The following is a 25,483-nucleotide window of genomic DNA, read 5'->3' on the forward strand; positions in this document are numbered from 1 at the left end:
ATGGCCGGGCGCGTGATCATCACCATGATGAAGGACGAAGCGCCGTTCCTGCTCCATTGGATCGCGCATCACCGGTTGCTCGGGTTTGACCACATCATCGTCTTCACGAACGATTGCAGCGATAGCAGCGACGCGATGCTCGACCGGTTGGCCGAGATGGGAGAGGTCACGCATATCCGCAACCCGGTCCCCGAAGGCGGCAAACCGCAACCCATCGCCCTGCGCCACGCGGACAAGCTGGCCGAAGTGCAGCGCGCCGAATGGGTGATCGCGCTCGATGTGGATGAATACCTTGCCATCAAGCCCGGCGCCGGACGGCTGGATGACCTTTTGGCCACCGCGCCCGAGGCCGACGGTTTTGCGCTCACGTGGCGCATGATGGGCTCGAACGCGCGCATCGACTGGACCGATCACCCGGTGACCGAGGCCTATCCCCACGGCGCACCGGACCTGTTCCGCAAAGGGTGGGGGGTGAAGACCCTGTTCCGGCCTTTCGCGAATATGAAGCTCGGCATCCACCGCCCCACCGTGAAGGGCAAAGACAAGACCGCGCTTTTGAACCGGGCCTGGGTCAATGGCTCCGCCAAGCCGATGACCCGTGCCTTCAAGACGGAGATGTGGCGCTCGTCGCTGGCCACGCTCGGCTACGCTCACGCCGAGATCGCCCATTTCGCCACCCAATCGCAGGAGGCCTACCTGCGCCGCGCCGCGCGCGGCAACGTCAACGCCAAGCCCGCCAAATACGACGCGACCTATTTCGGCATCTTCGACCGCAATGAAACCACGCCCGACACTCTCGGACGCTACGCCGAGGCCACGCAGGACCGTGTCGCAGGCTATCTTGCCGATCCGCGCCTGTACGATCTACAGCAACGCGCGCAGGCCTGGCACGCCGATCACCGACGGATCATGCGCGCAGCTCCGGATTTCGCACAGTCCCTCGCGGCCCTGCAGACAGCAAGCGACATCCCGTTTGATGCGCTTGACGAAGTCCTCTTCACGCAACCGCTCGCCCCCGCAGGCAAAGACTTGGTCGCACGCATGCAGGCCGACGGTGTGCCCGACCGCGACATCGCCCGCAGGTTGGCCCGGACCATCGCGCAGATCGAAGCAGACCGCGATGCGGCCGACGCAACCGAATTGCGCGCCATGGGTGTCACGCCCGACTATGGGGACTGGGACCAAATGCCCGCTGGTTTTGCCAAAAGAGACTGAACGCTCCACCACCGACCAGCCCCGCGCCCTCCGGACACCGCAGTGCTCAATTCGCCTTTTCGGGCGGCGGACCAGGCAGGGGCAGGATCGGCACGCCATCCTCGATCAAGGATTTCGCCTCATCCGCGTTGGCCTCACCATGGATCGGCCGTTCGGGCACATCCCCCAGATGCATCGCGCGGGCTTCTTTCGCGAAGCTGCCGCCGACATAGGTGGATTTTTTCTCGACATGTTCCCGCATCTGTCGCAGCAGCGCCTCGGCCGGATGTGCGGGCTCCGACAAGGAGGGCGTGGGCGTGGGCACAGGTACAGGCGCCGGGGCCTCCTCCGCCGCGCGGCCCTTTTTCGGCACCGGCGGTGCCATCATCGCCTTTTGCACATCCGTGGCTCCGCAGATCGCACAGGCCACCAACCGCTTGCCCTGCAACGTGTCGTAGGCATCGGCGGATTGGAACCAGCTTTCAAACCGGTGTCCTTCGGCGCATTTCAACGTGTAGCGTATCATCGTGGGTAAGACTTATGGGGATCGCGGGCCGCTTCAAGTCGCCTTATCAGCGCAGCCGCTCCAAGGAGAACGATCGGATCAATTGTTTCAGCTCGCGCTCCGCCAACTTGCTCGCCGCCTTCTTGAGGCTCATCCACTTGCGCCTGCGTTGCCCGGCTTCGGGGTAATCCTCGGCCAAATCCCGCACACGGATCGGGAAAACGGCAACGATCACCGGCAGGGTCTCGGACGGGCTCATCCACTTGTTGTAGGTGTACAGCCCCAGGCAGATGTCATGCACATCGCCGCGGGCACCGGCCTCTTCCCAGACCTCCTGCGCGGCGGCTTCGGCCGGGGTCATGCGGTCCATCGGCCAACCCTTGGGAAGGATCCAACGCTTCGAATAGCGTGACGTGACCAGCAAAACCTCGACTTTTTTCTGCCCGTCCTTCTTTACCACGCGATAGGGCAAGCCCGCGAATTGCGTGCGAGGGTCGCGTTTGGACCCGGTGCGCAACCGCAGGGGCGGCTGCTCGGCGGTGAAGGTCTTTTCGGCCATGGGGTCTGTTTACATGCGGCAAGGCTGTGCGCAATCGCCCCGGCCCGGCTATGCTTGACCACGGGGCAGTTTGGCGTAGCTCTGTGGCCGGATGAACATGCCCGCGCGCCCCATAAACCCGAAGCCCGCCCCGTTGGCGCAGCCGTTATTCCTCGGCTCGGAGATCTATCGCGGGTCCAGCTATGGCGCCTGGCATCCGTTGCGCGTGCCTCGCGTGTCGACTGCGATGGACCTTTCGCGCGCCATGGGATGGCTGCCGGGCGCGCAATACCGAACCTCGCCGCGCGCCAAACCCGCCGCCCTGCATGCCTGGCACACCCCCGACTACATCGCAGCTCTGCAACAGGCCGAGGAAGCGCAGGCCGTCACTGACACCATACGCGCCCGCCATGGCCTCGGCACCGTCTCGAACCCCGTCTACCCCGAGATGTTCCGCCGCCCCGCCACCGCCGCCGGGGCTTCGCTTCTGGCCGGAGAACTGCTGCGCCACGGTGGCGCGATCTACCACCCCGGCGGCGGCACACATCACGGCTTTCCCGACCGCGCGGGCGGCTTCTGCTATCTCAACGATCCTGTTCTCTCCATACTGTCACTGCGTCGAAACCGCGCCCGGCGCATCGCCTATGTCGACATCGACGCGCATCATTGTGACGGCGTGCAACACGGCTTTGCGGGCGATCCCGACACGTTGCTGATTTCGGTCCACGAAGACCGGCGCTGGCCGTTCACCGGCGCGCTGGACGACGCGGGCGGCGGCAATTGCCTGAACCTTCCAGTGCCGCGCGGGTTCAACGACAACGAAATGGCGTTGATCCGCGATGCGGTGATCCTGCCGGCGGTGGCCGGGTTCGCCCCTGATGCGATTGTCCTGCAATGCGGCGCGGATGCCGTGACCGAGGATCCGCTCAGCCGCCTGACCCTGTCCAACAACGCGCATTGGGCCGTGCTGCGCGGCTTGATGTCGCTCGGTGCGCCCCGCCTGCTGGTGCTCGGCGGGGGCGGCTACAATCCGTGGTCTGTCGGGCGGCTCTGGACCGGGATCTGGGCCACGTTGAACGGCCACGCGGTCCCCGAGCGCCTGCCGCCCGAGGCCGAAGCTGTTCTGCGCGCGCTGCGTTGGGACAAGGCGCGCGCCGGTCGCAATCCGCCCGAACATTGGTTCACCACGCTGCGCGACATACCCCGACCCGGCCCGATCAGCCACGCGGTCGAGGCCGGTGTCGCGGCCCTGCGCGCACGCCAGATCATCTGAGCCGTAACCCGAGCAAAATCATCAGGATTGACACATCCGACTCTTTTAGTCAGATTTAGAGGATGAAGCGGACCCAACAGAGAGATCGACCCATGACCTACCAGGCGAGACTGACCGAACCAGATACGACGCCCCCGCCTGCGCCGCGTCCCACGGCACCGATCTATGATGCGCAACGCCTCGTAGGTGCGGATCAGACGGCGCAGATCGTGCTCGACGATAAGACTTACACGCTGCGCGTCACGCGGGCGGGTAAATTGATCCTGACGAAATAACGACGTGCACCCAGCCAACCGAGGCCAGGAATGACCAAGAAAGTCCCAAGCCCCTGCATCGACGTCTGCAAGTTCCGCCGTGGCGGGCATTGCATCGGCTGTTCAATGACCAAGGCGCAGAAGTCGCTGTTCAAGCAGCTCAAGAAACCCGCCCACAGACGGGCCTTTGTCGAGATGCTTCAGGCACAGCAGACGGCACTGGGAAAATACAAGCACTGGTCGCCGGAATATGCGCGCAAGTGCCTGAAGAAGGGCTTGAAACCGCCGTTCAAAGAGGTGGCGAAGGCCGGGTGATCCCGCCCTCCGCGTCTCACCATCGGATCAGCGCAGATGGGCGCGCAACATCCATGCGAATTTTTCGTGGACCTGCCCCCGCGCAATACACAGATCTTCGGTCAGCGTATCTTCATGCTCGGACGCAAGCGCGCCCGCAGCGCCAAGCGTCGCGGCCAGCGTTTCCTGCGCCGCCTGCATCGCGGCAACCATCGTCTTGTCATCGGCGTGGCCGTCATGCTCGCTCACCTTGGAGCGCGCAACCATGGCCGAAAGCACGCCCTCAGCGTGCCCATCCAGCGCCTTGATCCGCTCGGCAAGATCGTCCTGCGCGGTGAAATGATCTTCGTAGATTTCCTGAAACAAATCATGCAGCGGACCGAACGCCATGCCGGTCACGTTCCAATGAAAGTTTTGGGCCAGCATCGTGGTGACGGCGGTTTCGGCGACAGCCTGATTAAGCGCTTCGCAGATGGCGGTTTGCGCACTGGGGCTGAGATCGGCAGCAGGTTGCATGGATGTCCCTCCGGATTTTTGGATTTCGAATGGCTGGCGACCGCTACGGCTGGCTGGCTTGATGTCAGACATAGGCGATTGACCGAACTTGTCTAGACTCGTTCTAAGTTATTCCTCACGCCACATGACGCAGGCGGCCGGTGTTGAGCGCGCGGGCCAGTGATTGGATCAGGAACCCGACATTGCGTTGGCCGTGGCGCGGGATGCGGCGCGTCAAGAGAAACGTCAGGCTGTCCGTGTCGCGTCGGCTGGCAGCGTCCAGCGCCGCCAGCAACCACAGCTCATCAAAGCTCACGTCCCGCGCGGAGGGTTGGTAGATGCGCAGCTTCGGCAATCCGCCCTGCCCCGACAGCCCCCGAAACAAAGCCAGCGCCAGCGCGTCGGCGGCGCGGGTCGGGTCACTCGACAGGGCCGCGCAGGCCTCGAACAGATCCGAGCGCGCGGCGCAGCGGCTGCGCGCGGAGGCCACACGCAGAAACCCGAGCCTGGCGCGATCCACGTCCGCGTCGGGCGAGGGGACATCCGTTTGGTGAGCAAGGGCGTGCATGGCGTCATTATTCCGAGTGTTATACTCAGGTAACGCATTCGCTCCAATTCTGCAAGGTCTTCAGAACACCAGCCGCCAGATGTTGTTGGTGCCCGCCTCCGCCAGAAGCAGCACCGCAAACAGCACGCGCCACGACCAGTCGCGCACCCGCCGCCACAGTACAACAACAAGAAACGCCGACACGGCCAGCTCCAGCGGCCCGATCCAGCCCGCGCCATACAAGCTGTCCCAATAGCTGAACGGGCTGTCGAAGACCCAATCGCTCAGGGGCCAGAGATGCGGCCGCCCGTCGCCCGCATGCAGAGGCAAATCCAACGCGATATGCAACAAACCCGCCCCCGCAAACGCAAGCAGAACCGGCAGGCTCCGCCACAGCGCCACCCCCAACAGCGCCCCCCACAGGATCAGCGAATTGTCGATCGCAAAAATCGTTTGCCAGCTGTCCGAGAAATAGAGCTCATCGAACACCACCTGCGCAGGCGTCCCCACCACCAGCAAATGCCATCCCACCATCAGGTACAAAGACAGATCGGGCAGCAAGCCCCCGGCCAACGCCGCGCCAAGCGTCCAACGCATCTCGGGCCGTCCAAAAGCGGCGGCTCCGAAGATCAGGTGGGCAGGCGTGTTCATCCGCGCACCCTGCCCGCCCGCCCCTGTGGAGGGAAGCGTTCAATGGCGCGCGCGGGTCAGACGAACACGAATTCGATCACATAGCGCTCCTGTGCGCCGCTGCTGGAATGAACGTAGACGTAAAGCTGCCCGTTTGCGGTGCGGAAGCGCACGTCGTGAAAGGTGCCGTTGGTATGCGTCGTCGTGAAGAAGCTCGGCCCGTGAAGGATCCGAACGCGCGCCTGCTGTCCCGGACGGACGCTAAGATACCAGCATTGCGACGCCTGTCCGGTCACGTAACCCTGCACCGCATGGGCATAGGCGCCGCTGGGGAATTGCACGGTGTTGCAGCCGTGACCCGTGGCTTGGGCGGGCATCGGGGAAAGGGTGGCGGTCACGGACGAAATCGTCAGCGCGGACGCAGCGAGAAGGGAACGGAACATAACGGGCCTCATGGAACGACTTTGGGGACAATGCCCCGACGCTACACAACCGCAGGCGATTCACCGAATGAAATCGCACCCGCCCGCTTAACCTTGTTCCCAAATCTGCGCGCAGGCCTCTTCCAGCTGACGCAGCGCCGCGCCGCTGCCACGCAGGTCGAAGCTGGCCGCCTCGAACGCCGCTTGCGCCGGAAGGCTCACGCGGTTCCCGCCGCTCAGCTGCGCGCGCAGCGCCACGATCTCCGGATCATCATAGGCAAGATCCGAGCGCATGATCTGCAACCGCCCGCCCGATGGAACATAGGCCTCGACCTGCACTTCCGTTACCGCACCGCCGATCTCGAACACTGCGCCGGTGGCATCACCTGTGGCGTTTGCAGTGGGCGCGACCGTGTATTCCACCCGCATGCGACCGTCGCGCCGCCGGTCACACGACAACGCCAATGAGGTGCCGTCCGCATTCGTCGTCCAGACCCCGGCCGATGTCCCCGCCCACCGGAATTGCCACTCCGCTGCCGCAGGCCCCGCCGCCAAAGCGCACACCGCAAAACACAAAAATCCGATCCGCATGAAAAATCCCCCGAACACATGTCCGGGGGATCATCGCAAATCTTGCTGCCTTCCGGCAAGAACGTCCGACCGGCCCTAGCCGACCTTGGGCAGCAGGCTGTCGATGGACGCCTTCGCATCGCCGTAGAACATCCGCGTGTTGTCCTTGTAAAACAGCGGGTTCTCGATGCCGGAATAGCCCGTCCCCTGGCCCCGCTTGGACACGAAGACCTGCTTGGCCTTCCAGCATTCCAGAACCGGCATACCGGCGATGGGGCTGTTGGGATCGTCTTGTGCTGCCGGGTTCACGATGTCGTTGGACCCGATCACGATGGCGACGTCCGTATCGGGGAAGTCGTCGTTGATCTCGTCCATCTCCAGCACGATGTCATAGGGCACCTTGGCCTCGGCAAGAAGCACGTTCATGTGCCCCGGCAGACGGCCCGCAACGGGGTGGATGGCGAACCGCACCTCCTTGCCCGCCGCGCGCAGCTTGCGGGTCAACTCCGCCACGCCCTGCTGCGCCTGCGCCACGGCCATGCCGTAGCCGGGGATGATCACGATGCTGTCGGCCTCGTTCAACGCATTGGCCACGCCGTCCGCGTCGATGGCGATCTGCTCGCCCTCGACCGCCATCTGCTCCCCCTGTGCGCCGCCGAAGCCGCCAAGGATCACCGATACGAACGACCGGTTCATCGCCTTGCACATGATGTAGGACAGGATCGCACCGGACGAGCCCACAAGCGCACCCACAACGATCAAAAGGTCATTGCCAAGCGAGAAGCCGATGGCCGCCGCCGCCCACCCCGAATAAGAGTTCAGCATCGAGACCACGACCGGCATGTCCGCGCCGCCGATCCCCATGATCAGGTGGTAGCCGATGAACAGCGCCAGCGCCGCCATGACCACAAGCGTCCAGCCGCCCGATCCGCTGAGGTACATGATCAGCAGGACCACCGACAATGCCGCCGCCGCCGCGTTCAACATGTGACCGCCCGGAAGCTGCGTCGCACTTGTGTCGATCTTGAACGGCAGCATCGAAGAATTGCCCGACAACTTGCCATAGGCGATGACCGACCCGGTGAAGGTCACGGCGCCGATCCAGATGCCAAGCGCCAGTTCGACCCTCAAAATGCCGATCTCGACGCCGGTTTTCTTGCCGATCAACTCGCCGAAATTCGACATTGTGCCCAACAACGCATAGGCCGCATCGCTCAGCGGGCCTTCGGGTTGCGGGAACGGCAGGTCTGCGGCGGCAAACTCGCCCGCCACGCGCACGATCTCGATATGGGCGTTGAACCCAACGAAGACCGCCGCAAGGCCGACCAACGAATGCATGATCGCCACAAGCTCGGGCATCTGCGTCATCTGCACCTTGGTGGCCAGTTGATAGCCAACCGCAGCCCCCGCAGCGATCAGGATGATCGACATGACCCACAGGCCCGATCCGGGCCCGATCAACGTGGCCACGACCGCAATGGCCATGCCCGCAATACCGTACCAGACGGCGCGTTTGGCGCTTTCCTGCCCCGAAAGGCCCCCAAGCGACAGGATGAAGAGAACAGCCGCAACGGCGTAGGCGGCGATGGTAAATCCGAAATCCATGGTCCCGTCCCTCGCTTAAGATTTCTGGAACATGGCGAGCATGCGCCGTGTCACGAGGAAGCCACCGAAGATGTTCACGGCGGCCATGAAGATACCCAAAGCGGCCAATATCGTGATCAGCGCCGAGCTGGACCCGATTTGCATCAGAGCGCCCAGAATGATGATCGACGAGATCGCATTGGTCACCGCCATCAGGGGCGTGTGCAGGCTGTGCGCCACATTCCAGATCACCTGGAAGCCGATGAAAACCGACAGGATGAACACGATGAAATGCTGCATGAAGCTGGCCGGCGCAATGAGACCAACGGCCAGCACCAGCGCCGCGCCGATCCCGATCAGGGTGATCTGGTTCTTGGTCTGCGCCTTAAAGGCCGCGACTTCCTGCGCGCGCTTTTCCTCGGGCGTCAGCTCGGGCGGCGGGGCCGCTTTGGGCTGCGCCGCGATGGCCGCGACTTTCGGCGGCGGCGGCGGGAAGGTGATCTCGCTGTCGAAGACCGCCGTGGCGCCGCGGATCACGTCATCGTCCATGTCATGGTTCACGACCCCGTCCTTCTCGGGCGTCAGGTCGGTCATCATGTGGCGGATGTTGGTGGCATACAGCGTGGAGCTTTGCGCCGCCATCCGGCTGGGGAAGTCGGTGTATCCGATGATCGTCACGCCATTGTCGGAGACGATCTTTTCGTCTTTCACCGTCAATTCGCAGTTCCCGCCACGCTCGGCAGCAAGGTCCACGACGACGGAGCCGGGCTTCATCATCTCGACCATATCCTTGGTCCAGAGGATCGGCGCATCGCGGCCCGGGATCAGCGCCGTGGTGATGACGATGTCCATATCGGGCGCGATTTCGCGGAATTTCTCAAGCTGCTTGGCCTGGAATTCCGGGCTCTGTGGCGGCGCGTAGCCACCCGTTGCGGCACCGTCGGGCAATTCGTCGTCGGAGAATTCGAGGAACACGAACTCCGCGCCCATCGATTCAATCTGTTCGGCCACTTCCGGGCGCACATCGAAGGCGTAGGTGATCGCGCCAAGGCTCGTGGATGTTCCGATTGCGGCCAGACCGGCCACACCGGCACCAACCACCAGAACCTTCGCCGGCGGCACCTTGCCCGCCGCCGTCACCTGGCCCGTGAAGAACCGGCCGAAGTTGTTACCGGCCTCGATCACCGCGCGGTAGCCCGCGATATTGGCCATCGAGCTCAGCGCGTCCATCTTCTGGGCGCGGCTGATGCGCGGCACCATGTCCATCGCGATGACATTCGCGCCCTTGGACTTCGCGGCCTCCATCAGCTTTTCGTTCTGACCGGGGTAAAAGAACGAAATCAACGTCTGCCCATCGCGCAGTTTTTTCGTCTCGGCCGTGGTCGGCGGGCGCACCTTGGCGACGATGTCACTGGCCTTCCACAGGGCGGCGGCGGTCTTGACCACCTCGACGCCCGCGTCGGCATAGGCCGTGTCCGAGAACCCGGCGGCCTTGCCCGCCCCGGCCTCGATCACGCATTCATATCCCAGTTTCTGAAGCTGCAATGCGCTGTCCGGCGTCATCGCCACCCGCGCTTCACCGGCTTCGATTTCCTTCGGAGCCCCTATTTTCACTGGCATTCCCCCGTCTTTGTGGTGGTCGCTCACCATCTGTACCGGCGCCCCATAGCAAGGCACGCGCACATCCACAACGATGATTAGTGCGCATTTCTTGCGTGCACAGGTGTATACCGTTTTCATTTGTTTCGCGGTTGCCGCTAACGGATCCGGAGTTAGGCTGCACCGAACGGGAGGGCGGATCATGGAACATTCGGGACGACACGCAGTGGTCACGGGCGGCGGCACGGGCATCGGGCTTGGCATCGCCATGGGCCTCGCCGAGGCCGGGGCCGAGGTCACGATCACCGGTCGCAACCAGGCACGCCTCGACGCCATCGCCGCAGATCACCCGCGCCTGCATGCCCTGCGCATGAATGTCGACAACGTCGAAAGCGTGCGCAACGGCATCGCCACCGCCGCCCAGGCGCGCGGCCGGATTGCCATCTGCATCGCCAATGCGGGCATTGCCGAACCCGCCCGTTTTGCCAAGGAAACGCCGGAACACTGGCGCGCCATCATGGCCACGAACCTCGACGGCGTGTTCCTCACGTTTCAGGCCGCGATGGCCACTCTCGGGCGCGACGAATGGGGCCGGATGATCGCCATTTCTTCCATCGCGGGGCTGCGCGGGTTGAAAGGAGCGATTGCCTACACGGCCTCCAAACACGGTGTCATCGGCCTGATCCGGGGGTTGAGCGAGGAATACATGGGCTCCAACATGACGTTCAACGCGCTCTGTCCAGGCTATGTCGACACCCCCATCGTCGACCGCAATGCCGCCCAGATCGCCGAGCATCAGGGCATCTCCGAGGCCGATGCCCGCGCCGCCCTGGCCCGCGCCAATCGCCACAAGAAATTGCTCGACACCTCCGAAATCACCGCCAGCGCGCTCTGGCTTTGCTCGGATGCGGCGGGTTCGGTGAACGGGCAGGCGATCCAGATTGCGGGCGGCCATGTGACTTGAACGCCGACCTCAAGGCGCAATTGTTCTGCCTTTCCGGGGGGTTGCACCGTTCGGTATACAATTGCACCCCACCAACCCTTTCAAATCATTGAATTTTCCGGTTTACACCTGCGTTCATTCGCCTATGTGGAAGATCAACATCTATTGGCACGAAAGCCCTACGGTCCATGCCCCTTGAAGACCATCCGCTGCGCTATCAGCTGTCCAACGAACTTCACGCGCGCCCGTTTCCCACCGTGTCCTGCCCCGGTCAGGCGGTCTATCTCGCGATCAAGCCCGCGAAACAGGCCGCCAAACGCGACCGCGCGCGCGACCGGGCGCACCTGCTTGCGCTGCTCGATCGCTTCGGCGCGCAACATCCCGGCCCGGACGCCACGCATTACTTCGCCCAACTCGGACGGTTCCACCTGAAGTGGGAAAGCCACACCGAATTCGTGACCTACACCGCTTTCCTCGAAAACGGCGCAGACCGCCCGTTCGATCCCGCCGCGTGGGAGGTGTTTCCAGAGGATTGGCTTGATGAGGCCCCCGGCACCCGCATCACCTCCGCCCATATCCGCTACGTCGATGCGCCCGGGGACGAGGCCGATATCGTCGATCAGATTACCGAATGGTTCGTGCCCGAAAGCCTCACGGCCTCACGCGTTCTGGACGACGCCGCCATCGTCGCGGGCGATTTCCGCATCGACAGTGCCGGGCACATGCGCTTTGCCATCTTCACGCAACCCAACACCGGCGCGCGGCGGATCGGGCGCATCGTGCAGCGCATCTGCGAGATCGAAACCTACAAGACCATGTCGATGCTCGGGTTTCCGCGCGCCCACGAGATCTCGCGCCAGATGGCGGAGATCGACGTGCGCCTCTCGTCTCTGGTCGGGGATCTGACCGGAGATGTCAGCAAACCCGATGAAACGCTCAACGATCTGCTTTCGGCGGCGGCGGAGCTTGAGAAATTGCAAACCGAATCGGCCTTCCGTTTCGGCGCGACCGGGGCCTATGAGGCGATTGTGAACCAGCGCATCGCCGTGTTGCGCGAGGAGCGTTTCCAGGGTCGCCAGACCTTCGCGGAGTTCATGACGCGGCGCTTCGATCCGGCCATGCGCACCGTGAAATCGACCGAGGCCCGCCTGTTGGGCATGACCGACCGGGCACTGCGGGCCGGAGACCTGCTTCGAACCCGCGTCGATGTGGACCGTTCGGCGCAGAACCAGCAATTGCTCGAATCGATGGATGCGCGGTCCGACCTGCAGTTGCGGCTGCAGAAAACGGTCGAGGGGCTGTCGATTGTCGCGATCAGCTACTACGCGCTGAACCTCGTGATCTACCTGATCCGGCCCATGGCGGACCCCCTTGGCGTGTCCGAGGGCCTGCTGACGGCGGGCGCGGTCTTGCCGGTGGTGTTCGCGGTCTGGCTCGTCGTGCGTTCTATCCGCAAGAGCATCGAGAAATAGCGCGCGACTTTGCGGTTGCGGGGAGCTGGCAAGGGGCAGGCGACCTGTATCTGGCGGATTTTTTTTGAGTATTTTTGAAACAAGGAAGATGGGCCTGCGCGCTGAGCCCGTCCGTGCGCCTTATGGCGCGCGCAGGGCGCGGCGCAGGATTTTGCCCGTTGCGGTCATCGGCAGGCTGTCGCGCCTGTGGATCTGGCGCGGCACCAGGTGGGCGGAGACCTTGTCGCGCACGAGGGCCTTGAGGGTCGCGTCGTCCACAATGGCGCCCGGGCGCAGCACCACATGGGCCACGACGATTTCGGTTCGGATCGGGTCGGGCCAGCCCACCACTGCGGCCATCGTCACATCGGGATGGGCACACAGCGCCTGTTCGATCTCCACCGGGCCGATGCGATACCCGGCCGAGGTGATAACGTCGTCGTCGCGGGCGTGGAAGATCATCTGCCCGTCGCTTTGTCGTGTCGCCAGATCGCCGGTGCGCAGCCAGCCATCCACAACCTTCGCCGCCGTCGCCTCGGGCTTGTTCCAATAGCGCAGCATCATCACCGGATCGGGGGCCGCGACACAAATTTCGCCGATCTCGCCGCCCGAGACCGGTTTATCGGCGGGGCCCAGGACCGCCACGTCGTGGCCAGGGACCGGCAGGCCCATCGCACCAGAGGTGCGTCTAAATAAGGAGTCGGCACCGGAGGTGCGTTTAGATAAAGAATCGGCGCCGGGTTGCCGCGTCATCACACCATCGCAGGCCGCCACAACCAGGTTTGCCTCGGTCTGACCGTAGAATTCGTTGATCGGGCAATGCAGCGTCTCGCGGCCCCAATCCAACAGGTCACCGCCAAGCGCCTCGCCGCCCGATCCGATGGCGCGCAGCGCAAGGCCTGTGGGCGCCTTGGTCTGCCGCAAGAGGCGCAGCGCCGTGGGCGGCAGGAAGCTGATCGTGACGGGGTGGCGCTTGAGGAAGGCGAACGCGGCATCGGGGTCGAATTTCGCGAACCGGTGTGACATCTGCGGCACGCCGTAGAAAAGGCACGGCACCGCCATATCCATCAGCCCGCCGATCCACGCCCAATCCGCCGGGGTCCACCCGAGATCCCCGGTCTTCGGAAAGCCTCCGTAGGCCAGCTCCAGACACGGCAGATGCCCGTAGAGGAACCGATGCGCATGCAAGACGCCCTTCGGATCACCCGTCGTGCCCGAGGTGTAGATCATCACCGCCGGGTCTCTAGCCGCCGTCTGCGCCATCGCAAAACCGCGCGCGTCGCAGGCCATGGCCGTGTCCAGCGCAAGCGCGCCCGCGCGGTCCGTCGTTGACACGATCAACGCATCCCCCGCCACCGCGCGCACCCGCTCTTCGAAATCGCCATCCACGATCACCGCCGCCGCGCCGCTGTCGCGCAACCGGTAGCGCAGCGCGTCTTCGCCGAACAACGTAAACAGCGGCAGAGAGATCGCCCCGAGCTTCCACGCCGCCAGATGCGCGACCAGAACGCGCGGGTTCTGCGCCATGGCAATCGCCACCCGGTCGCCGCGCCCGACACCCTTCCCGGCCAGGGCCACGGCCAACCCGTCAGAGGCGCGCTTGAGATCCCCGAAGGTCCATATCTCGTCGGGCGGGCCGATGTGGCGCACGGCCACGCGGTCGGGGTCGCGGCGCGCCCACCGCTCGCAACAGACCTCGGCCAGGTTCAACGCCTGCGGGATGTCCCACGCGAAACCGGCCCGCATCGCGGACCAATCGTCAAGCTCCCGGATCAGACGCCTATTCGGCAATCACCGTCACCGTCGGCAACGACGTCAGGTCCAACCCCAATGCCTGGAATGCCGCCAACGACAGGCGTGAGCCCGAACCCTGGGCACCCCCCGATGGCCGCGCCGCTACCTCGACCGTCGTGCCGTTGGGCGCAACGACCGTCGCAATCCGCTCGCGATCGACCAACGGTGTCTCGATCCACAACCCCGGCTCGGCCGCATCGCCCAGGCTCGCCACGGTAAAGCCACGCACCGCATCGCCCTGCGCCGTGTCGCCCTCGGCCACGGCGTCCGCGCGCAGAGCATCATCGCTCGGTGCGATGTCGGCCGCTTCGGCCTCGCCCACCTCGGGCTCCGTGATCACCGCGCCACCGCCACCGCCATCGCCACGCGCGAAGGGGCTGCTGCCCGCCGATCCGCCCTCGAACATCCCGCCAAGACCGCCGGAACACCCCGCCATCGCCAAAACCGCCACACCCAATGCAATAGGTCGCATCTCGCACCTCCTCAAAACCCTATTGCCGCAAATGCTATGCGCGCCCCGCATCCCTCGCAACCGTGACTTGCCCCGGCCCCGGCACGCGCATACGGTTCCCCCATGGACCAGACCGCCCCGCTTATCGACCCGTTCCAACGCGCCATCACCTATCTGCGCGTCAGCGTCACCGACCGCTGCGATTTCCGCTGCGTCTATTGCATGTCCGAAAACATGCAGTTCCTGCCCAAGAAGGAACTCCTCACCCTCGAAGAACTGGACCGGATGTGTTCCACCTTCATCCATCTGGGCGTGCGCAAGTTGCGTATCACCGGGGGGGAGCCGCTGGTCCGCCGCGATATCATGACCTTCTTTCAGGGCATGACGCGCCACCTTGAGGCCGGGACGCTCGATGAATTGACCCTGACAACCAATGGCAGCCAATTGGCCCGCTTTGCCGAACCGCTGGCCGCCGCCGGGGTGCGCCGGATCAACGTCTCCCTCGATACGCTGGACGGGGCGAAATTCGCCGAAGTCACCCGGTGGGGCCGCTTGCAACAGGTGCTTGATGGCATCGACGCGGCCCAATCGGCGGGCCTGCGCGTCAAGATCAACGCCGTCGCGCTCAAGAACTTCAACGAGGATGAGCTGTTCACCCTGCAGGAATGGTGCGCCAGCCGTGACATGGACCTGACCTTTATCGAAGTCATGCCGATGGGCGATCTGGGCAACGAAGACCGGCTTGATCAATATTGGTCGCTCAAGGATCTGCGCGCGCGGCTGGCCGAACGCTTCACGCTCACCGACCTGCCCCTGCGCACTGGCGGCCCGGCCCGCTACGTGGAGCTTGCACAAACCGGACAGAAAATCGGCTTCATCACGCCACTGACCCACAATTTCTGCGAATCCTGCAACCGCGTGCGCCTGACCTGCACCGGGCAGCTTTACATGTGCCTGGGGCAGGAAGACATGGCCGACCTGCGCGCGCCATTGCGGGCCTCCGAGGGCAACGCGCTTCTCGAAGACGCCATCCGCGCCGCCATCGGGCGCAAACCCAAGGGCCACGATTTCGACTATTCGCGGCAGGCGGTCGACGGCCAGATGTCCCGCCACATGAGCCATACGGGCGGGTAAATGCCGAAACTCTGGGTGCGCTTCGACAAGGCCAACGACGTCATCATGGGCGACGCCTATGTCGAGTTGATGATGCTGACCAGTCCGACCTTCGATGCGGTCTTTGTCGCCCACGGCCAAAAACCGCTGCTCGATCTGATCGGCTCTTCTCGACAAGAGCACGAGGTCTTGAACGAGGCGATGCCAGAAGACATGCGGCGGCCCCGGCAGCCCTCCGACAGCCCATGGACGGATGCCGACACGGGCCTCGCCATGTGCCGAAACCTGCGCCGCGCCATGGCAGACCGGCCCGAGGATTTCGACGAATGGCCGGGGATGGTTGCCGATGTGATCGAAGTCATTGCACCGTTCGAAACGGTCCTGGCGCGCGCCAAAACCCGGGGCGCCCGCTTGCAGACCTTCGCGGATTACTGAGGCGAGTGCCCCCTTCGAACCCGCCCCCGGAATCCGCCGCTCGCCTGCCCGCCGCCCTTGCCCTTGCGCTGGCCGGTGGCCTGAGCCTCTTTGCGGCGCTGCTGACCCACGAATTCCTGACCTTCGGCGCCCCCGGCCATGGCCTTCTTAATGCCGACCGAAGCCTCTGCCCCGACATCGCCTGCCCCACGACCGGCATGATCGTCGTGGCCCATGTCGCCAAGGCCATCGGCGCCGCGATCCTGTTTGCGTTTATCGGTGTGATCTGGCCCTCGGGAGGGTTCCGGCTAGGGGTCGCGGCGCTTGCCTTCACGCTTCAATATCTGGTGTCACTGGTCGGCATCGCCTCCGGCTACCGCGCGCAATTCGGCACCACCTGGGCCTGGTGGGAGCCGTTCGCCGAGCTTCTGTGGAACCCGCTCCTGACGCCGCTGTTGTTGCTGGCCGGGTTGGCCCTTCTGTTCGGCCTCGATCGCCACCTGAACCGATCCCGGCTATAGTGCGTCCGCGCGCGCAGAAGCCCGCGCAACTCACCGGCAACGGTACTGCTAGAAGCCCGCCTACAGCCGATTTTGTGGTTTATTCCGGTTGAACCCCGAGGGCTTGAAAATGCGCGCACCAATCCACCGCGTCGTCGCCGGGGCTCCAAGGTACGACGTAATCGGTGCGCATCATCATCGTATCTATACGAGAGCCCCGCTCCGTATTGCGCCGCAACACGTCTGCGATGAACCGACCGGAGAAACTACCGGGTTCGATGTATTCCAGACGAACCTCGGTTCCGTTCGGAAGCATGTCCTCCAGTTCCAGCCGCGCCAAGCTCCCATAATAGGCCTCTTCTTCGCAATCCTCAGACCGGTGCATTTCCGGTGCGTCGATTCCTCTAATTCGAATGCTGACCTCGGTTGTAACGTCTGGCCAGATATTGACACGCGCATCAAAGGTATCGCCATCAATGACACGCAGAACCTCGCCAAAAAATGGCCCCTCAAATTCCTCCGCCTGTGCGCTCAAAGGCGGGTGGCCGAATAACGCGCTCATCAATGCTAAGGAAAATCTCATCACGAGCCTCGGTTTGATTGTATCTCCAGACCGTGCATGTCCACAGGACCGCAATCAAGGGCAAGTTCCGCAGGCCACCACGGCGCGCCGCTTCGCCTTTGCGCACCAAAGCCAATCACAGTGAAATCAGCCACGAAAAATGCGTCTCCACGTGTATATCACGTTTCATAACAATGGCTTATAACGCAACCGCCCGCCCGCCACTGTACTGGCGATCGGGCGTTAACCACGTTTCGATTAATTCTTATACAATAATAAGAATGTAACGCAATAACAGATGCTTAACCCCTTTGCGCACGCGTGCACATCCGCCTTACGCCGCTGGCATCCGCCGTTCCACGATCTCCGCCCACCAGCTGCATCCCGCCGGGATCGCCTCGTCGTTGAAGTTGTATTCCGGGTGGTGGACCATCGCCGTGTCGCCGTTGCCCACAAGGATATAGGCTCCCGGACGTTCCTCCAGCATGAAGGCGAAATCCTCGCCCCCCATCACCAAAGGCGCGTCCTCGCAATCGCCCGAGACGGCCTTGGCCACCTCGGCGGCAAACTCGGTCTGTTCCTCGGAATTGACCATAACCGGATAGCCGCGGGTGTATTCCACCTCGGCCCGGCCCCCAAACGTCGCCGCGATCCCTTCGCAGATCTCCGGCACCCGTTTGTTGGCGAGATCGCGATTTTCCGGCGACATGGTCCGCACCGTCCCTTTCAACGTCACCGTCTCCGGGATCACGTTGAAGGCTTTGGATTCCGTCTCGAACGAGGTGACGGAAACAACGATCTGGCTCACCGGATCGGCGTTGCGCGCCGCGATCGTTTGCAACGCCGTGACCGCATGGGCCGCCATCACGGTCGTATCGATTGTTTCCTGGGGTTTCGCGGCATGGCCGCCTTTGCCCTTGAAGACGATCTCGAACACATCCGTCGCCGCAAAGAACGCGCCGGGCCGGATCGCGAACGAGCCCACCGGACGGCCCGGCCAATTGTGCATGCCATAGACCTCGTCGATGCCGAAGCGCTCCATCATGCCATCGTCGCACATCTCCTTGCCGCCGCCGCCGCCCTCTTCGGCAGGCTGGAAAATCACCGCGACCGAGCCGTCGAAATTGCGGGTCTCGGACAGGTATTTCGCCGCCCCCAGCAACATCGCCGTGTGCCCGTCATGGCCGCAGGCATGCATCGCGCCCTCGGTTTGCGACGCGTAATCAAGGCCCGTCGCCTCGAAAATCGGCAGCGCGTCCATATCCGCCCGCAGGCCAATCGTACGCCCCTTCGTGTCGGATTTGCCCTTGATGATCCCGACCACGCCGGTGCGCCCAATTCCGGTCACGACCTCATCACAGCCGAACTCGGCCAGCTTCTCGGCAACCAGTGCCGAGGTGCGGTGCGTCTCGAACAGGATCTCGGGATGCATGTGGATATCACGCCGCCATTCGGTGATTTCGGGCAGCAGTTCGGCAAATCGGTTCTTGATCGGCATTTTGGTTCCCCTCGGTGGACGTCCGCGGAAGCGACGGCACGTGATGTGTTTGGGCTAGATATTAGGGCCTGCGCGGTCACGCGCCACCGCATACGAACGGTTGAGCGCAAATCTGGTCAGATCATGGCCCGGATCGCGCCCCAGCGCCAGATCCGCAACGATGCGCCCGTACGCCGGACCGATGCCAAATCCGTGCCCGCACATGCCCGTGGCGACAATCAGGCCGGGGATCTTGGCGCAATGATCCACCACAGGCACCTCGTCCGGCAAAACGTCGATCATCCCGGCCCACGCATCGCGGTGATTTACGTGGCCTATATCCGGGTAGGCTTGCGCGAAACGGCGCTTGATCTCGCTTACCTTGGCCATGTTGGGCGCAGGGTCGAGGACACGCATACGCTCGAACGGGCTGACCTCATCGTGGCGCCAGAACCGCGGCGTACCAAGCGCGTCGGGAAACCCCTTGGGCGCCGACCCGCTGAGCACCACGCTGAACGCCCCGCTCAACGCCAACGGCAAGTAGCGGCGCGCGTGGCGGATGGTATCCTTGCCCAGGTGCAATTCCGCGAACCCCGCCGGGGCCAGCGTATAGCCGCCATCTTCGCGCGGGCGCGCCGCCCATCCTTCGGCGGCAACGCCCCCCGGCAACGCCTGCGGCAACGGTCCCGTCGCCAGCGCGGTTGAGCGCACGGACAGTTGCGGAATATCCACGCCGTGTCGGTTCAGGAACAAAGATGACCAAGCCCCCCCGGCCAGCACGACCTGCGCACAGGCAATTGTCCCCGCCTCGGTGATCACACCGCTAATCGCGCCACCGGTGCGCTCCAGCGCGCGCACGGCGCAGCCTTCAATAATCTGCGCCCCTTCGGCCTCGGCCATCCGCGCCAGCTCGGGCACGGCGCCCCATGGCTCGGCCTTCATGTCCGTGGGCGTGTGCAGCCCGCCGACATAAGGCCCGACCGGCCCGCCCAACACTTGGGCCAGCTTTCCGCGCGTCATCAGGTGGCTGCTAACCCCCAGCGGGCGCGCCGCGTCGAGCCAGCGTTGAAATCCGCCCATCTCGGCGTCGGTCTTGGCCAGATAACTGACCCCCACTTGCCGCACACCCAGCCGCCCCTGCGCCTCGGCATCGAGGGATTGCCACAGGCTTTGCGCCTCCATCGCAATCGGGATTTCCGCAAGATCGCGCCCCTGCACCCGGATCCAGCCCCAGTTGCGGCTCGATTGTTCCGCGGCGACCCGGCCCTTTTCCAGCACCACGACACGCAACCCGGCGCGCGCCGCAAAAAGCGCTGTCGAGATACCGATCACGCCCGCGCCGATAACGGCAAGGTCCACGGTTTGGGGCAAATCCCCCCGGAACGGTTTGGGTGGCGGCAGCCGGAAAGGCGCGGTCATGCAAGCTCGGTCAGAAGGTTTTCCATGAACGTTTCACCCTGCCGGAACTGATCCAGCGTGATGAATTCGTTGGGTTGATGGGCCTGGTCGATGTTGCCCGGACCGCAGACCACGGCGGAATAGCCGCCCGCCTGAAACTGCCCGGCTTCGGTCCCGAAACTGACCACGCCCGAGGCATTGCGCCCGGTCAGGCGGCGGACCATGGCCTCGGCCTCGCCCTCCGCTTCGGCGCGCAGGCCCGGCACGTCCCAGCGCGGCGTCACGTTGATTGCGGCCTCCGGGCGCACGGCTTTCATCCTGGCCTCGATCTCGGCAATCTTGGCGAGGATCCTGGCCTTCCACTCGGCCACATCATCACTCGGCAAGGCCCGCAGACCCAGGATGAACCGACAATCCTTGGCGGTGATGTTATGGGCCGTCCCGCCCTCGATCATGCCGACATGCAGGGTGGAAAAGTTCGGATAATACGGGCTGTCCGGGTCGGCGGCAGCGGCGCTTTCGTCGTTTTGTTCATTGGCCCATTGGATCAGGCGCGCGGCCTCCATGATCGCTGACACGCCGTCGGGTTGCAGCGAGGAATGGATCTCGAACCCACGGAAATGCAGGTCGAACCCGGTGCCGCCCTTGTGGCCATTGATGATGCCCATCTCGGTCGGCTCGCCAATGATGGCCATGGAGGCTTTGGGCACCACGCCTTGCATCGCTTCGATCATCGGGGGCGCACCGACGCAGCCGATTTCCTCGTCGCGGCTCAGCGCGAGTTGAACGGGCCGGGACACGCCCCGACGCTTGGCCTCCACCACGGCCCAGATCGCCAGCGCGTCGAAGCCCTTCATGTCGCAGGTGCCGCGTCCGTAAAGCTTGTCGTCTTTCTCGGTCACAATGAACGGGTCGGTGTCCCATTCCTGCCCGTCGACCGGCACCACGTCTGTGTGCCCCGACAAGATCACACCGCCATCTTGCTGAGGTCCGACATGGGCAAATAGCGACGCCTTCTGCCCGGTGTCATCGTAATCACGGGCGGCGGAAATCCCGTGGTCGCCGAGATATCCTTCGACCCAATCGACCAGCGCCAGATTGCTATCGCGGCTGATCGTGGGAAAGCTGATGAGTCTGTCCATCAACGCGCGCGGGCTGAGCGGATCAGGCATAAAGCGGGCTCCCCTTGCCTTTGGCAGGTTCGCGTTCGAACTCCCCCCAATCGCCGACAAGCACTTTGTGACCGGGCGAGATTTCTTCGTAAAGCGACGGACCGGGTTCGAAATCCATGCCATGCACGGGCGACGGTATCGGCTTGAAGTTGAGGTCCTTGTCGGTCTTGCGCTGCGCCGGATCGGCCACCGGAACCGCACTGAGCAGCGCGCGGGTGTAGGGGTGCTGCGGATTCTCGAAGATCTGCTGGCGGGGGCCGATTTCCACGACCCGGCCCAGATACATGACGCCTACATCGTGACTGACCCGTTCGACCACGGCCATGTCGTGGGAAATGAACAGGTAGCTCAAGCCCATCTCCTGTTGCAGCTCCATCATCAGGTTCAGAACCTCGGCCTGCACCGACACGTCCAGCGCGCTCACCGCTTCGTCGGCGATGATCAGCTTGGGTTGCAAGGCCAGCGCCCGCGCAATGGCCACGCGTTGGCGTTGGCCGCCTGACAATTCATGCGGATAGCGTTGCATGTAATCGCGCGGCAATTGCACCCGGTCGAACAGGGCCGCGACCTTGTCGGTGCGCTCCTGCGCCGAGCCTGCGCCGTAGTTCACCATCGGTTCGGCCACCTGAAGGCCCAACCGCATCTGCGGGTTGAGCGAGGCGAACGGGTCCTGGAAGATCATCTGCATCTGCTGGCGCGCGCGGCGCAACTTTTCGGGGCCCATGGCGAGGATATCTTCGCCGTCCAGTTCGATGGAACCTGATTGCGGCTCGACCAACCGCAGGATCGACCGCCCGCAGGTGGATTTGCCACAGCCGGATTCGCCCACCAGCGACAACGTGCGCCCTGCGTTCAGGCGCAGCGACACGTCTTCAACCGCGTGAACCTGCGCCACCGTGCGGCGCAACAGGCCGCCGCGCACCGGAAAGCGCGTGATCAGGCTGTCGACCTTCAAAAGCAGCTTGTCCGTCCCCTCGATCGGGTCCGTCGACAGCTCTTCCCGACCCAGAAGCTTCATCGGTTCCGGCAAGGCCTTGCCGCGCATCTCGCCCAGTTTCGGGACCGCTGCCAGAAGCGCCTTGGTGTATTCGTGCTGCGGGTTGTTGAAGATGTCCTCGACCGGGCCTTCCTCGACCTTGCGGCCGCGGTACATCACGATCACCCGGTCGGCCATCTGCGCCACAACCGCCATGTCGTGGGTGATAAACAAGACGCTGGTGCCGGTCTCGTTCTTGAGCCGGTTGATCAGCGCCAGGATCTCTGCCTGGATCGTCACGTCGAGCGCGGTGGTCGGTTCATCTGCTATAAGAATGCGCGGCTCGCACGCCAGCGCCATCGCGATCACGATGCGCTGCCGCATGCCTCCGGACAACTCATGGGGATATTGCTTCAGGCGGCGCTCGGGCTCGGGGATGCGCACCAGCTTCAGCAACTCAAGCGCGCGCGCGCGGGCCTTTTCACCCGACATGGAAGTGTGGACACAGATGCCCTCGGTCAGCTGCCGTTCAATCGTGAAGACCGGGTTGAGGGCCGTCATCGGCTCCTGAAAGATCATGCCGATGTCGTTGCCGCGGATGCTACGCATCATGCCGGTGCCTTGCTTGGCAAGATCCGTGGGCTCCGCTTCGCCCCGATCAAACAGCAATTCGCCGCCTGCGATCTCGCCGCCGCCAAACTCCACCAACCGCATCAGCGACAGCGAGGACACCGATTTGCCGGACCCGGATTCGCCAACGATGCAAACGGTTTCGCCGGGCTGCACGTCGAACGAGACGTCTTCGACCCCGACCACGCGGCCGTTCTTTGTCTCGAACTCCACGCGCAGGTTGCGCACTTGGGCGATGGGCTGGTCCAGCATTTGGAAAGACGCTCCGGAAAGGATGGTTGGCAGACGGTAGGACCGCGCCGGAATGCTGTCAAATTCTACGATTGCCCATTGATTGGGCAGAACGCCCGGTAGAAGGCTTGCTTTTTCGCGGCGTTATGCAAACGATGTGCAAATTGGCAGATTGCGTTCCGCGCCGCTTGCGGCCCTGCGCGTCGGCTTCCACAAAGACGCGCATGCGCCGTCAAGGCGATAGGCCCATCAGAGGCGAGAGCGCCCAACAAGGAGAGAATGAAACCCATGACACGCAAAGTTCTTTTGCTCGGAGCAGCCGCAGTGGCGATGGCTCCGATGGCCGCCTGGGCCGACGGGCACCTTGCCCGCGGCGGGTCGGGCCACCTCAACATCATCTATTGGCAAGCGCCCTCGACGCTCAACCCATATCTTTCGGGCGGCACGAAGGAAGTCGAATCGGCCTCGCTGGTTCTGGAATCGCTGGCCCGCTTCGATGACACCGGCACCATGGTGCCGTGGCTCGCCACCGACATCCCCACCGTCGAGAACGGCGGCGTCAGCGAAGATCTGAGGCAGATCACATGGACCCTGCAAGACGGCGTGACCTGGTCAGATGGCTCGCCCCTGACCGCCGCGGACGCTGTGTTCACCTGGGAATATTGCACCCACCCCGAAGGCGGTTGCGCGCAGAGCAGCTTCTTTGACGGCGTGGAAAGCATCGTGGCCGTTGATGACCTGACCATTCAGGTGACCTTCGATCAGCCCACACCGTTCCCCTATACCGCCCTTGTCGGCTCCGAGAGCCCGATCATCCAGGCCGCTCAATTCGCGGAGTGCATGGGCGCACGCGCGCCCGAATGCACCGAGGCCAACTTCGGCCCGATCGGCACCGGTCCTTTCGTTGTCACGGATTTCCGTCCAAACGACGTGATCGAATATGCGGCGAATGAAAACTACCGCGTACCGGATCAGCCGCACTTTGCCTCCATCACCTTCAAGGGTGGCGGCGATGCAACCGCGGCAGCGCGTTCGGTTCTCGAAACCGGCGAGTTCGACTACGCCTGGAACCTGCAGATCGACCCGACGATCCTCGCGCAGATGGAAGCGCAGGGGAATGGCACGGTTGTGACCGCGTTCGGTACCTCGGTCGAGCGTCTGCACATGAACCAGACCAACCCCGACCCGGCGCTTGGCGACCTGCGGTCCACCGTAGAGGGTGGCGCGCATCCGTTCCTGACCAACCCGGTCATCACGACGGCCATGTCCATGGCCATCGACCGCGCGCTTCTGGTCGAGGTGGGCTACGGTGCCGGCGGCCAGCCGACCTGTAACGTGCTCCCCGCGCCCGAGCTTTATGCATCGACCGCCAATGATGGCTGCCTTGTGCAGGACATTCCGGGCGCGATTGCGATGCTGGATGAAGCCGGCATCGTCGACAGCGATGGCGACGGCATTCGTGAATACGAAGGCACGCCGTTGCGCGTTCTCTACCAGACCTCGACCAACGCCGTCCGTCAGGACACGCAGGCGCTCGTCAAGCAGTGGTGGGATGAACTCGGCATCGAAACGGAACTGCGCAACATCGACGCGTCGGTCTTCTTCGGTGGCGATCCGGCGTCGCCCGACACCTTCCAGAAGTTCTATGCCGACATCGAGATGTACACCAACAACTTCTCTGGTGTGGACCCGCAGGCCTACATGGCAAGCTGGCTGTGCAGCGACATGCCAAGCCCGGCGTCGCAGTGGCAGGGCAACAACGTGCAGCGCTTCTGCTCCGAGGATTACGATGCGCTCGTCGAAGAGATGGCCGGTACGGCCGATCTGGATCGTCGTGGTGAATTGGCCCGTGCGATGAACGACATGCTGGTGCAGTCCGGCTCGATCATCCCGCTGATCCACCGTGGTGGCGTGTCCGCGCATGCCAACTCCCTCGGCGGCATCCGCATGTCCGACTGGGATTCGGAGTTGTGGAACATCGCCGAATGGCACCGTATCCCGGAATAATGTGACACTGGCCCGCGCAGCATCTGTTGCGCGGGCCACCTCATGCCCCTGACCCCATGATTTATCGCGCCCTCCCCCTGGCCCTCGGCCTGACAGCCCTCGCGCATCCCGCGAGCGCTTTTGGCGACCTCGATTGCTTCGCCGTCGAAACCTGCACCGCTGGCACCTGCGTCGCCGATCCGGCTATATTACCGTTTCCGCTTGAATTCGACTGGGCCGAGCGCACCGTCGCCCTGCCCTATGCCGGCGAGGTCTTCACCCTCGAAAGCGTCGCCACAGAACTGTCAGGGTCGGACCATCAAGGCTACCTCGCGTTCGAAGACCCGGCGGACCGGGAACATGGCCCGAGTCTTTTTCTGCAATTCACCGGCCCATCAATCACCGCAACCTTTGACATGGGTGCCGGCAGCCAGTCCCATACGGCCCGCTGCGCACCACAGGAAGCCGCCTGACATGATC

At 63.8% G+C, this 25,483-nt stretch carries 27 protein-coding genes; 11 read left to right on the forward strand and 16 right to left on the reverse strand.

Going from position 1 to position 25,483, the window contains the following annotated elements; genetic code table 11:
- Window positions 1-1,215 carry a glycosyltransferase family 2 protein gene (locus V8J83_RS08285; RefSeq protein WP_339985324.1) on the forward strand — a complete coding sequence of 405 codons (1,215 nt, stop codon included), beginning with the start codon at window positions 1-3 and terminating at the stop codon, window positions 1,213-1,215.
- Window positions 1,216-1,261: 46 nt separating this feature from the next.
- On the opposite strand, the gene V8J83_RS08290 is transcribed toward V8J83_RS08285, so the two are convergent.
- Window positions 1,262-1,720, reverse strand: a complete 459-nt coding sequence (locus tag V8J83_RS08290; RefSeq protein ID WP_339985326.1) for a DUF1178 family protein — start codon at window positions 1,718-1,720, stop codon at window positions 1,262-1,264.
- Window positions 1,721-1,766: 46 nt separating this feature from the next.
- Window positions 1,767-2,258 carry an NUDIX hydrolase gene (locus V8J83_RS08295; RefSeq protein WP_339985328.1) on the reverse strand — a complete coding sequence of 164 codons (492 nt, stop codon included), beginning with the start codon at window positions 2,256-2,258 and terminating at the stop codon, window positions 1,767-1,769.
- A gap of 91 nt (window positions 2,259-2,349) precedes the next feature.
- Here V8J83_RS08295 and V8J83_RS08300 point away from each other — a divergent pair, with 91 nt between their 5' ends.
- The 3 genes from V8J83_RS08300 to V8J83_RS08310 all read left to right on the forward strand — a co-directional run bounded on the left by V8J83_RS08300 (window position 2,350) and on the right by V8J83_RS08310 (window position 4,079).
- Window positions 2,350-3,510: an acetoin utilization protein AcuC gene (locus tag V8J83_RS08300; protein WP_339985330.1), complete on the forward strand. Its 1,161-nt coding sequence runs from the start codon at window positions 2,350-2,352 to the stop codon at window positions 3,508-3,510.
- A gap of 92 nt (window positions 3,511-3,602) precedes the next feature.
- Entirely contained in the window at window positions 3,603-3,785 is a 183-nt protein-coding gene (gene hemP / locus V8J83_RS08305) for a hemin uptake protein HemP (RefSeq protein ID WP_339985333.1), read from the forward strand.
- A gap of 30 nt (window positions 3,786-3,815) precedes the next feature.
- Window positions 3,816-4,079 (forward strand): DUF1289 domain-containing protein, encoded by a 264-nt coding sequence (locus tag V8J83_RS08310; RefSeq protein WP_339985335.1) that lies wholly within the window; start codon window positions 3,816-3,818, stop codon window positions 4,077-4,079.
- Between the two features lie 27 nt (window positions 4,080-4,106).
- Here the strand turns inward: V8J83_RS08310 and V8J83_RS08315 are convergent, their stop codons facing one another.
- From V8J83_RS08315 to V8J83_RS08345, 7 genes are all read right to left on the reverse strand, one after another.
- Entirely contained in the window at window positions 4,107-4,574 is a 468-nt protein-coding gene (locus V8J83_RS08315; RefSeq protein WP_339985337.1) for a Dps family protein, read from the reverse strand.
- Window positions 4,575-4,689: 115 nt separating this feature from the next.
- On the reverse strand, window positions 4,690-5,121 hold the full coding sequence (locus tag V8J83_RS08320) for a hypothetical protein (protein ID WP_339985339.1): 432 nt from the start codon (window positions 5,119-5,121) through the stop codon (window positions 4,690-4,692).
- A 60-nt stretch (window positions 5,122-5,181) separates the two neighbouring features.
- The gene (locus tag V8J83_RS08325) at window positions 5,182-5,751 is read right to left on the reverse strand and encodes a cobalamin biosynthesis protein CobQ (RefSeq protein WP_339985341.1); all 570 of its coding nucleotides are present in this window, start codon (window positions 5,749-5,751) and stop codon (window positions 5,182-5,184) included.
- A gap of 56 nt (window positions 5,752-5,807) precedes the next feature.
- Window positions 5,808-6,173, reverse strand: a complete 366-nt coding sequence (locus V8J83_RS08330; protein ID WP_339985343.1) for a hypothetical protein — start codon at window positions 6,171-6,173, stop codon at window positions 5,808-5,810.
- Between the two features lie 87 nt (window positions 6,174-6,260).
- Window positions 6,261-6,743 (reverse strand): hypothetical protein, encoded by a 483-nt coding sequence (locus V8J83_RS08335; protein ID WP_339985345.1) that lies wholly within the window; start codon window positions 6,741-6,743, stop codon window positions 6,261-6,263.
- Between the two features lie 75 nt (window positions 6,744-6,818).
- Entirely contained in the window at window positions 6,819-8,327 is a 1,509-nt protein-coding gene (locus tag V8J83_RS08340; RefSeq protein WP_339985347.1) for an NAD(P)(+) transhydrogenase (Re/Si-specific) subunit beta, read from the reverse strand.
- A 15-nt stretch (window positions 8,328-8,342) separates the two neighbouring features.
- On the reverse strand, window positions 8,343-9,920 hold the full coding sequence (locus V8J83_RS08345; RefSeq protein ID WP_339986042.1) for a Re/Si-specific NAD(P)(+) transhydrogenase subunit alpha: 1,578 nt from the start codon (window positions 9,918-9,920) through the stop codon (window positions 8,343-8,345).
- A gap of 187 nt (window positions 9,921-10,107) precedes the next feature.
- Here V8J83_RS08345 and V8J83_RS08350 point away from each other — a divergent pair, with 187 nt between their 5' ends.
- Together V8J83_RS08350 and V8J83_RS08355 are read left to right on the forward strand one after the other, a co-directional pair.
- A complete protein-coding gene (locus V8J83_RS08350) occupies window positions 10,108-10,869 on the forward strand; it encodes an SDR family NAD(P)-dependent oxidoreductase (RefSeq protein WP_339985349.1) in 762 nt (253 codons plus the stop codon).
- A 167-nt stretch (window positions 10,870-11,036) separates the two neighbouring features.
- The gene (locus V8J83_RS08355; RefSeq protein WP_339985351.1) at window positions 11,037-12,320 is read left to right on the forward strand and encodes a DUF3422 family protein; all 1,284 of its coding nucleotides are present in this window, start codon (window positions 11,037-11,039) and stop codon (window positions 12,318-12,320) included.
- Between the two features lie 120 nt (window positions 12,321-12,440).
- Here the strand turns inward: V8J83_RS08355 and V8J83_RS08360 are convergent, their stop codons facing one another.
- Both V8J83_RS08360 and V8J83_RS08365 read right to left on the reverse strand, forming a co-directional pair.
- On the reverse strand, window positions 12,441-14,090 hold the full coding sequence (locus tag V8J83_RS08360) for an AMP-binding protein (protein ID WP_339985353.1): 1,650 nt from the start codon (window positions 14,088-14,090) through the stop codon (window positions 12,441-12,443).
- Entirely contained in the window at window positions 14,080-14,565 is a 486-nt protein-coding gene (locus tag V8J83_RS08365; protein WP_339985355.1) for a hypothetical protein, read from the reverse strand. Before V8J83_RS08365 ends, V8J83_RS08360 begins: the two co-directional genes overlap by 11 nt.
- A gap of 102 nt (window positions 14,566-14,667) precedes the next feature.
- On the opposite strand from V8J83_RS08365, the gene moaA reads away from it, so the two are divergent.
- From moaA to V8J83_RS08380, 3 genes are read left to right on the forward strand one after another with little or no spacing between them, the layout of a single operon-like run.
- A complete protein-coding gene (moaA, locus tag V8J83_RS08370; RefSeq protein WP_339985357.1) occupies window positions 14,668-15,678 on the forward strand; it encodes a GTP 3',8-cyclase MoaA in 1,011 nt (336 codons plus the stop codon).
- On the forward strand, window positions 15,679-16,092 hold the full coding sequence (locus tag V8J83_RS08375; protein ID WP_339985359.1) for a hypothetical protein: 414 nt from the start codon (window positions 15,679-15,681) through the stop codon (window positions 16,090-16,092). It begins immediately after the preceding gene.
- Window positions 16,093-16,097: 5 nt separating this feature from the next.
- Complete coding sequence (locus V8J83_RS08380) at window positions 16,098-16,592, forward strand: hypothetical protein (protein WP_339985361.1); 495 nt, start codon at window positions 16,098-16,100, stop codon at window positions 16,590-16,592.
- Between the two features lie 79 nt (window positions 16,593-16,671).
- Here the strand turns inward: V8J83_RS08380 and V8J83_RS08385 are convergent, their stop codons facing one another.
- The 5 genes from V8J83_RS08385 to V8J83_RS08405 all read right to left on the reverse strand — a co-directional run bounded on the left by V8J83_RS08385 (window position 16,672) and on the right by V8J83_RS08405 (window position 23,038).
- A complete protein-coding gene (locus V8J83_RS08385) occupies window positions 16,672-17,154 on the reverse strand; it encodes a thermonuclease family protein (RefSeq protein ID WP_339985363.1) in 483 nt (160 codons plus the stop codon).
- 313 nt (window positions 17,155-17,467) lie between these two features.
- Entirely contained in the window at window positions 17,468-18,631 is a 1,164-nt protein-coding gene (locus tag V8J83_RS08390; protein ID WP_339985365.1) for a M20 aminoacylase family protein, read from the reverse strand.
- A 54-nt stretch (window positions 18,632-18,685) separates the two neighbouring features.
- Entirely contained in the window at window positions 18,686-20,029 is a 1,344-nt protein-coding gene (locus V8J83_RS08395) for an NAD(P)/FAD-dependent oxidoreductase (RefSeq protein WP_339985367.1), read from the reverse strand.
- The gene (argE, locus tag V8J83_RS08400) at window positions 20,026-21,180 is read right to left on the reverse strand and encodes an acetylornithine deacetylase (protein ID WP_339985369.1); all 1,155 of its coding nucleotides are present in this window, start codon (window positions 21,178-21,180) and stop codon (window positions 20,026-20,028) included. Before argE ends, V8J83_RS08395 begins: the two co-directional genes overlap by 4 nt.
- Window positions 21,173-23,038 (reverse strand): ABC transporter ATP-binding protein, encoded by a 1,866-nt coding sequence (locus V8J83_RS08405; RefSeq protein WP_339985371.1) that lies wholly within the window; start codon window positions 23,036-23,038, stop codon window positions 21,173-21,175. The genes argE and V8J83_RS08405 overlap by 8 nt, the downstream gene beginning before the upstream one ends.
- 267 nt (window positions 23,039-23,305) lie before the next feature.
- On the opposite strand from V8J83_RS08405, the gene V8J83_RS08410 reads away from it, so the two are divergent.
- On the forward strand, window positions 23,306-25,024 hold the full coding sequence (locus V8J83_RS08410) for a peptide ABC transporter substrate-binding protein (protein WP_339985372.1): 1,719 nt from the start codon (window positions 23,306-23,308) through the stop codon (window positions 25,022-25,024).
- A gap of 56 nt (window positions 25,025-25,080) precedes the next feature.
- Window positions 25,081-25,476: a hypothetical protein gene (locus V8J83_RS08415; RefSeq protein ID WP_339985374.1), complete on the forward strand. Its 396-nt coding sequence runs from the start codon at window positions 25,081-25,083 to the stop codon at window positions 25,474-25,476.
- Window positions 25,477-25,483 lie beyond the last annotated feature (7 nt).

The organism is Gymnodinialimonas ulvae, from assembly GCF_037543845.1.
Lineage (GTDB): Bacteria > Pseudomonadota > Alphaproteobacteria > Rhodobacterales > Rhodobacteraceae > Gymnodinialimonas > Gymnodinialimonas ulvae.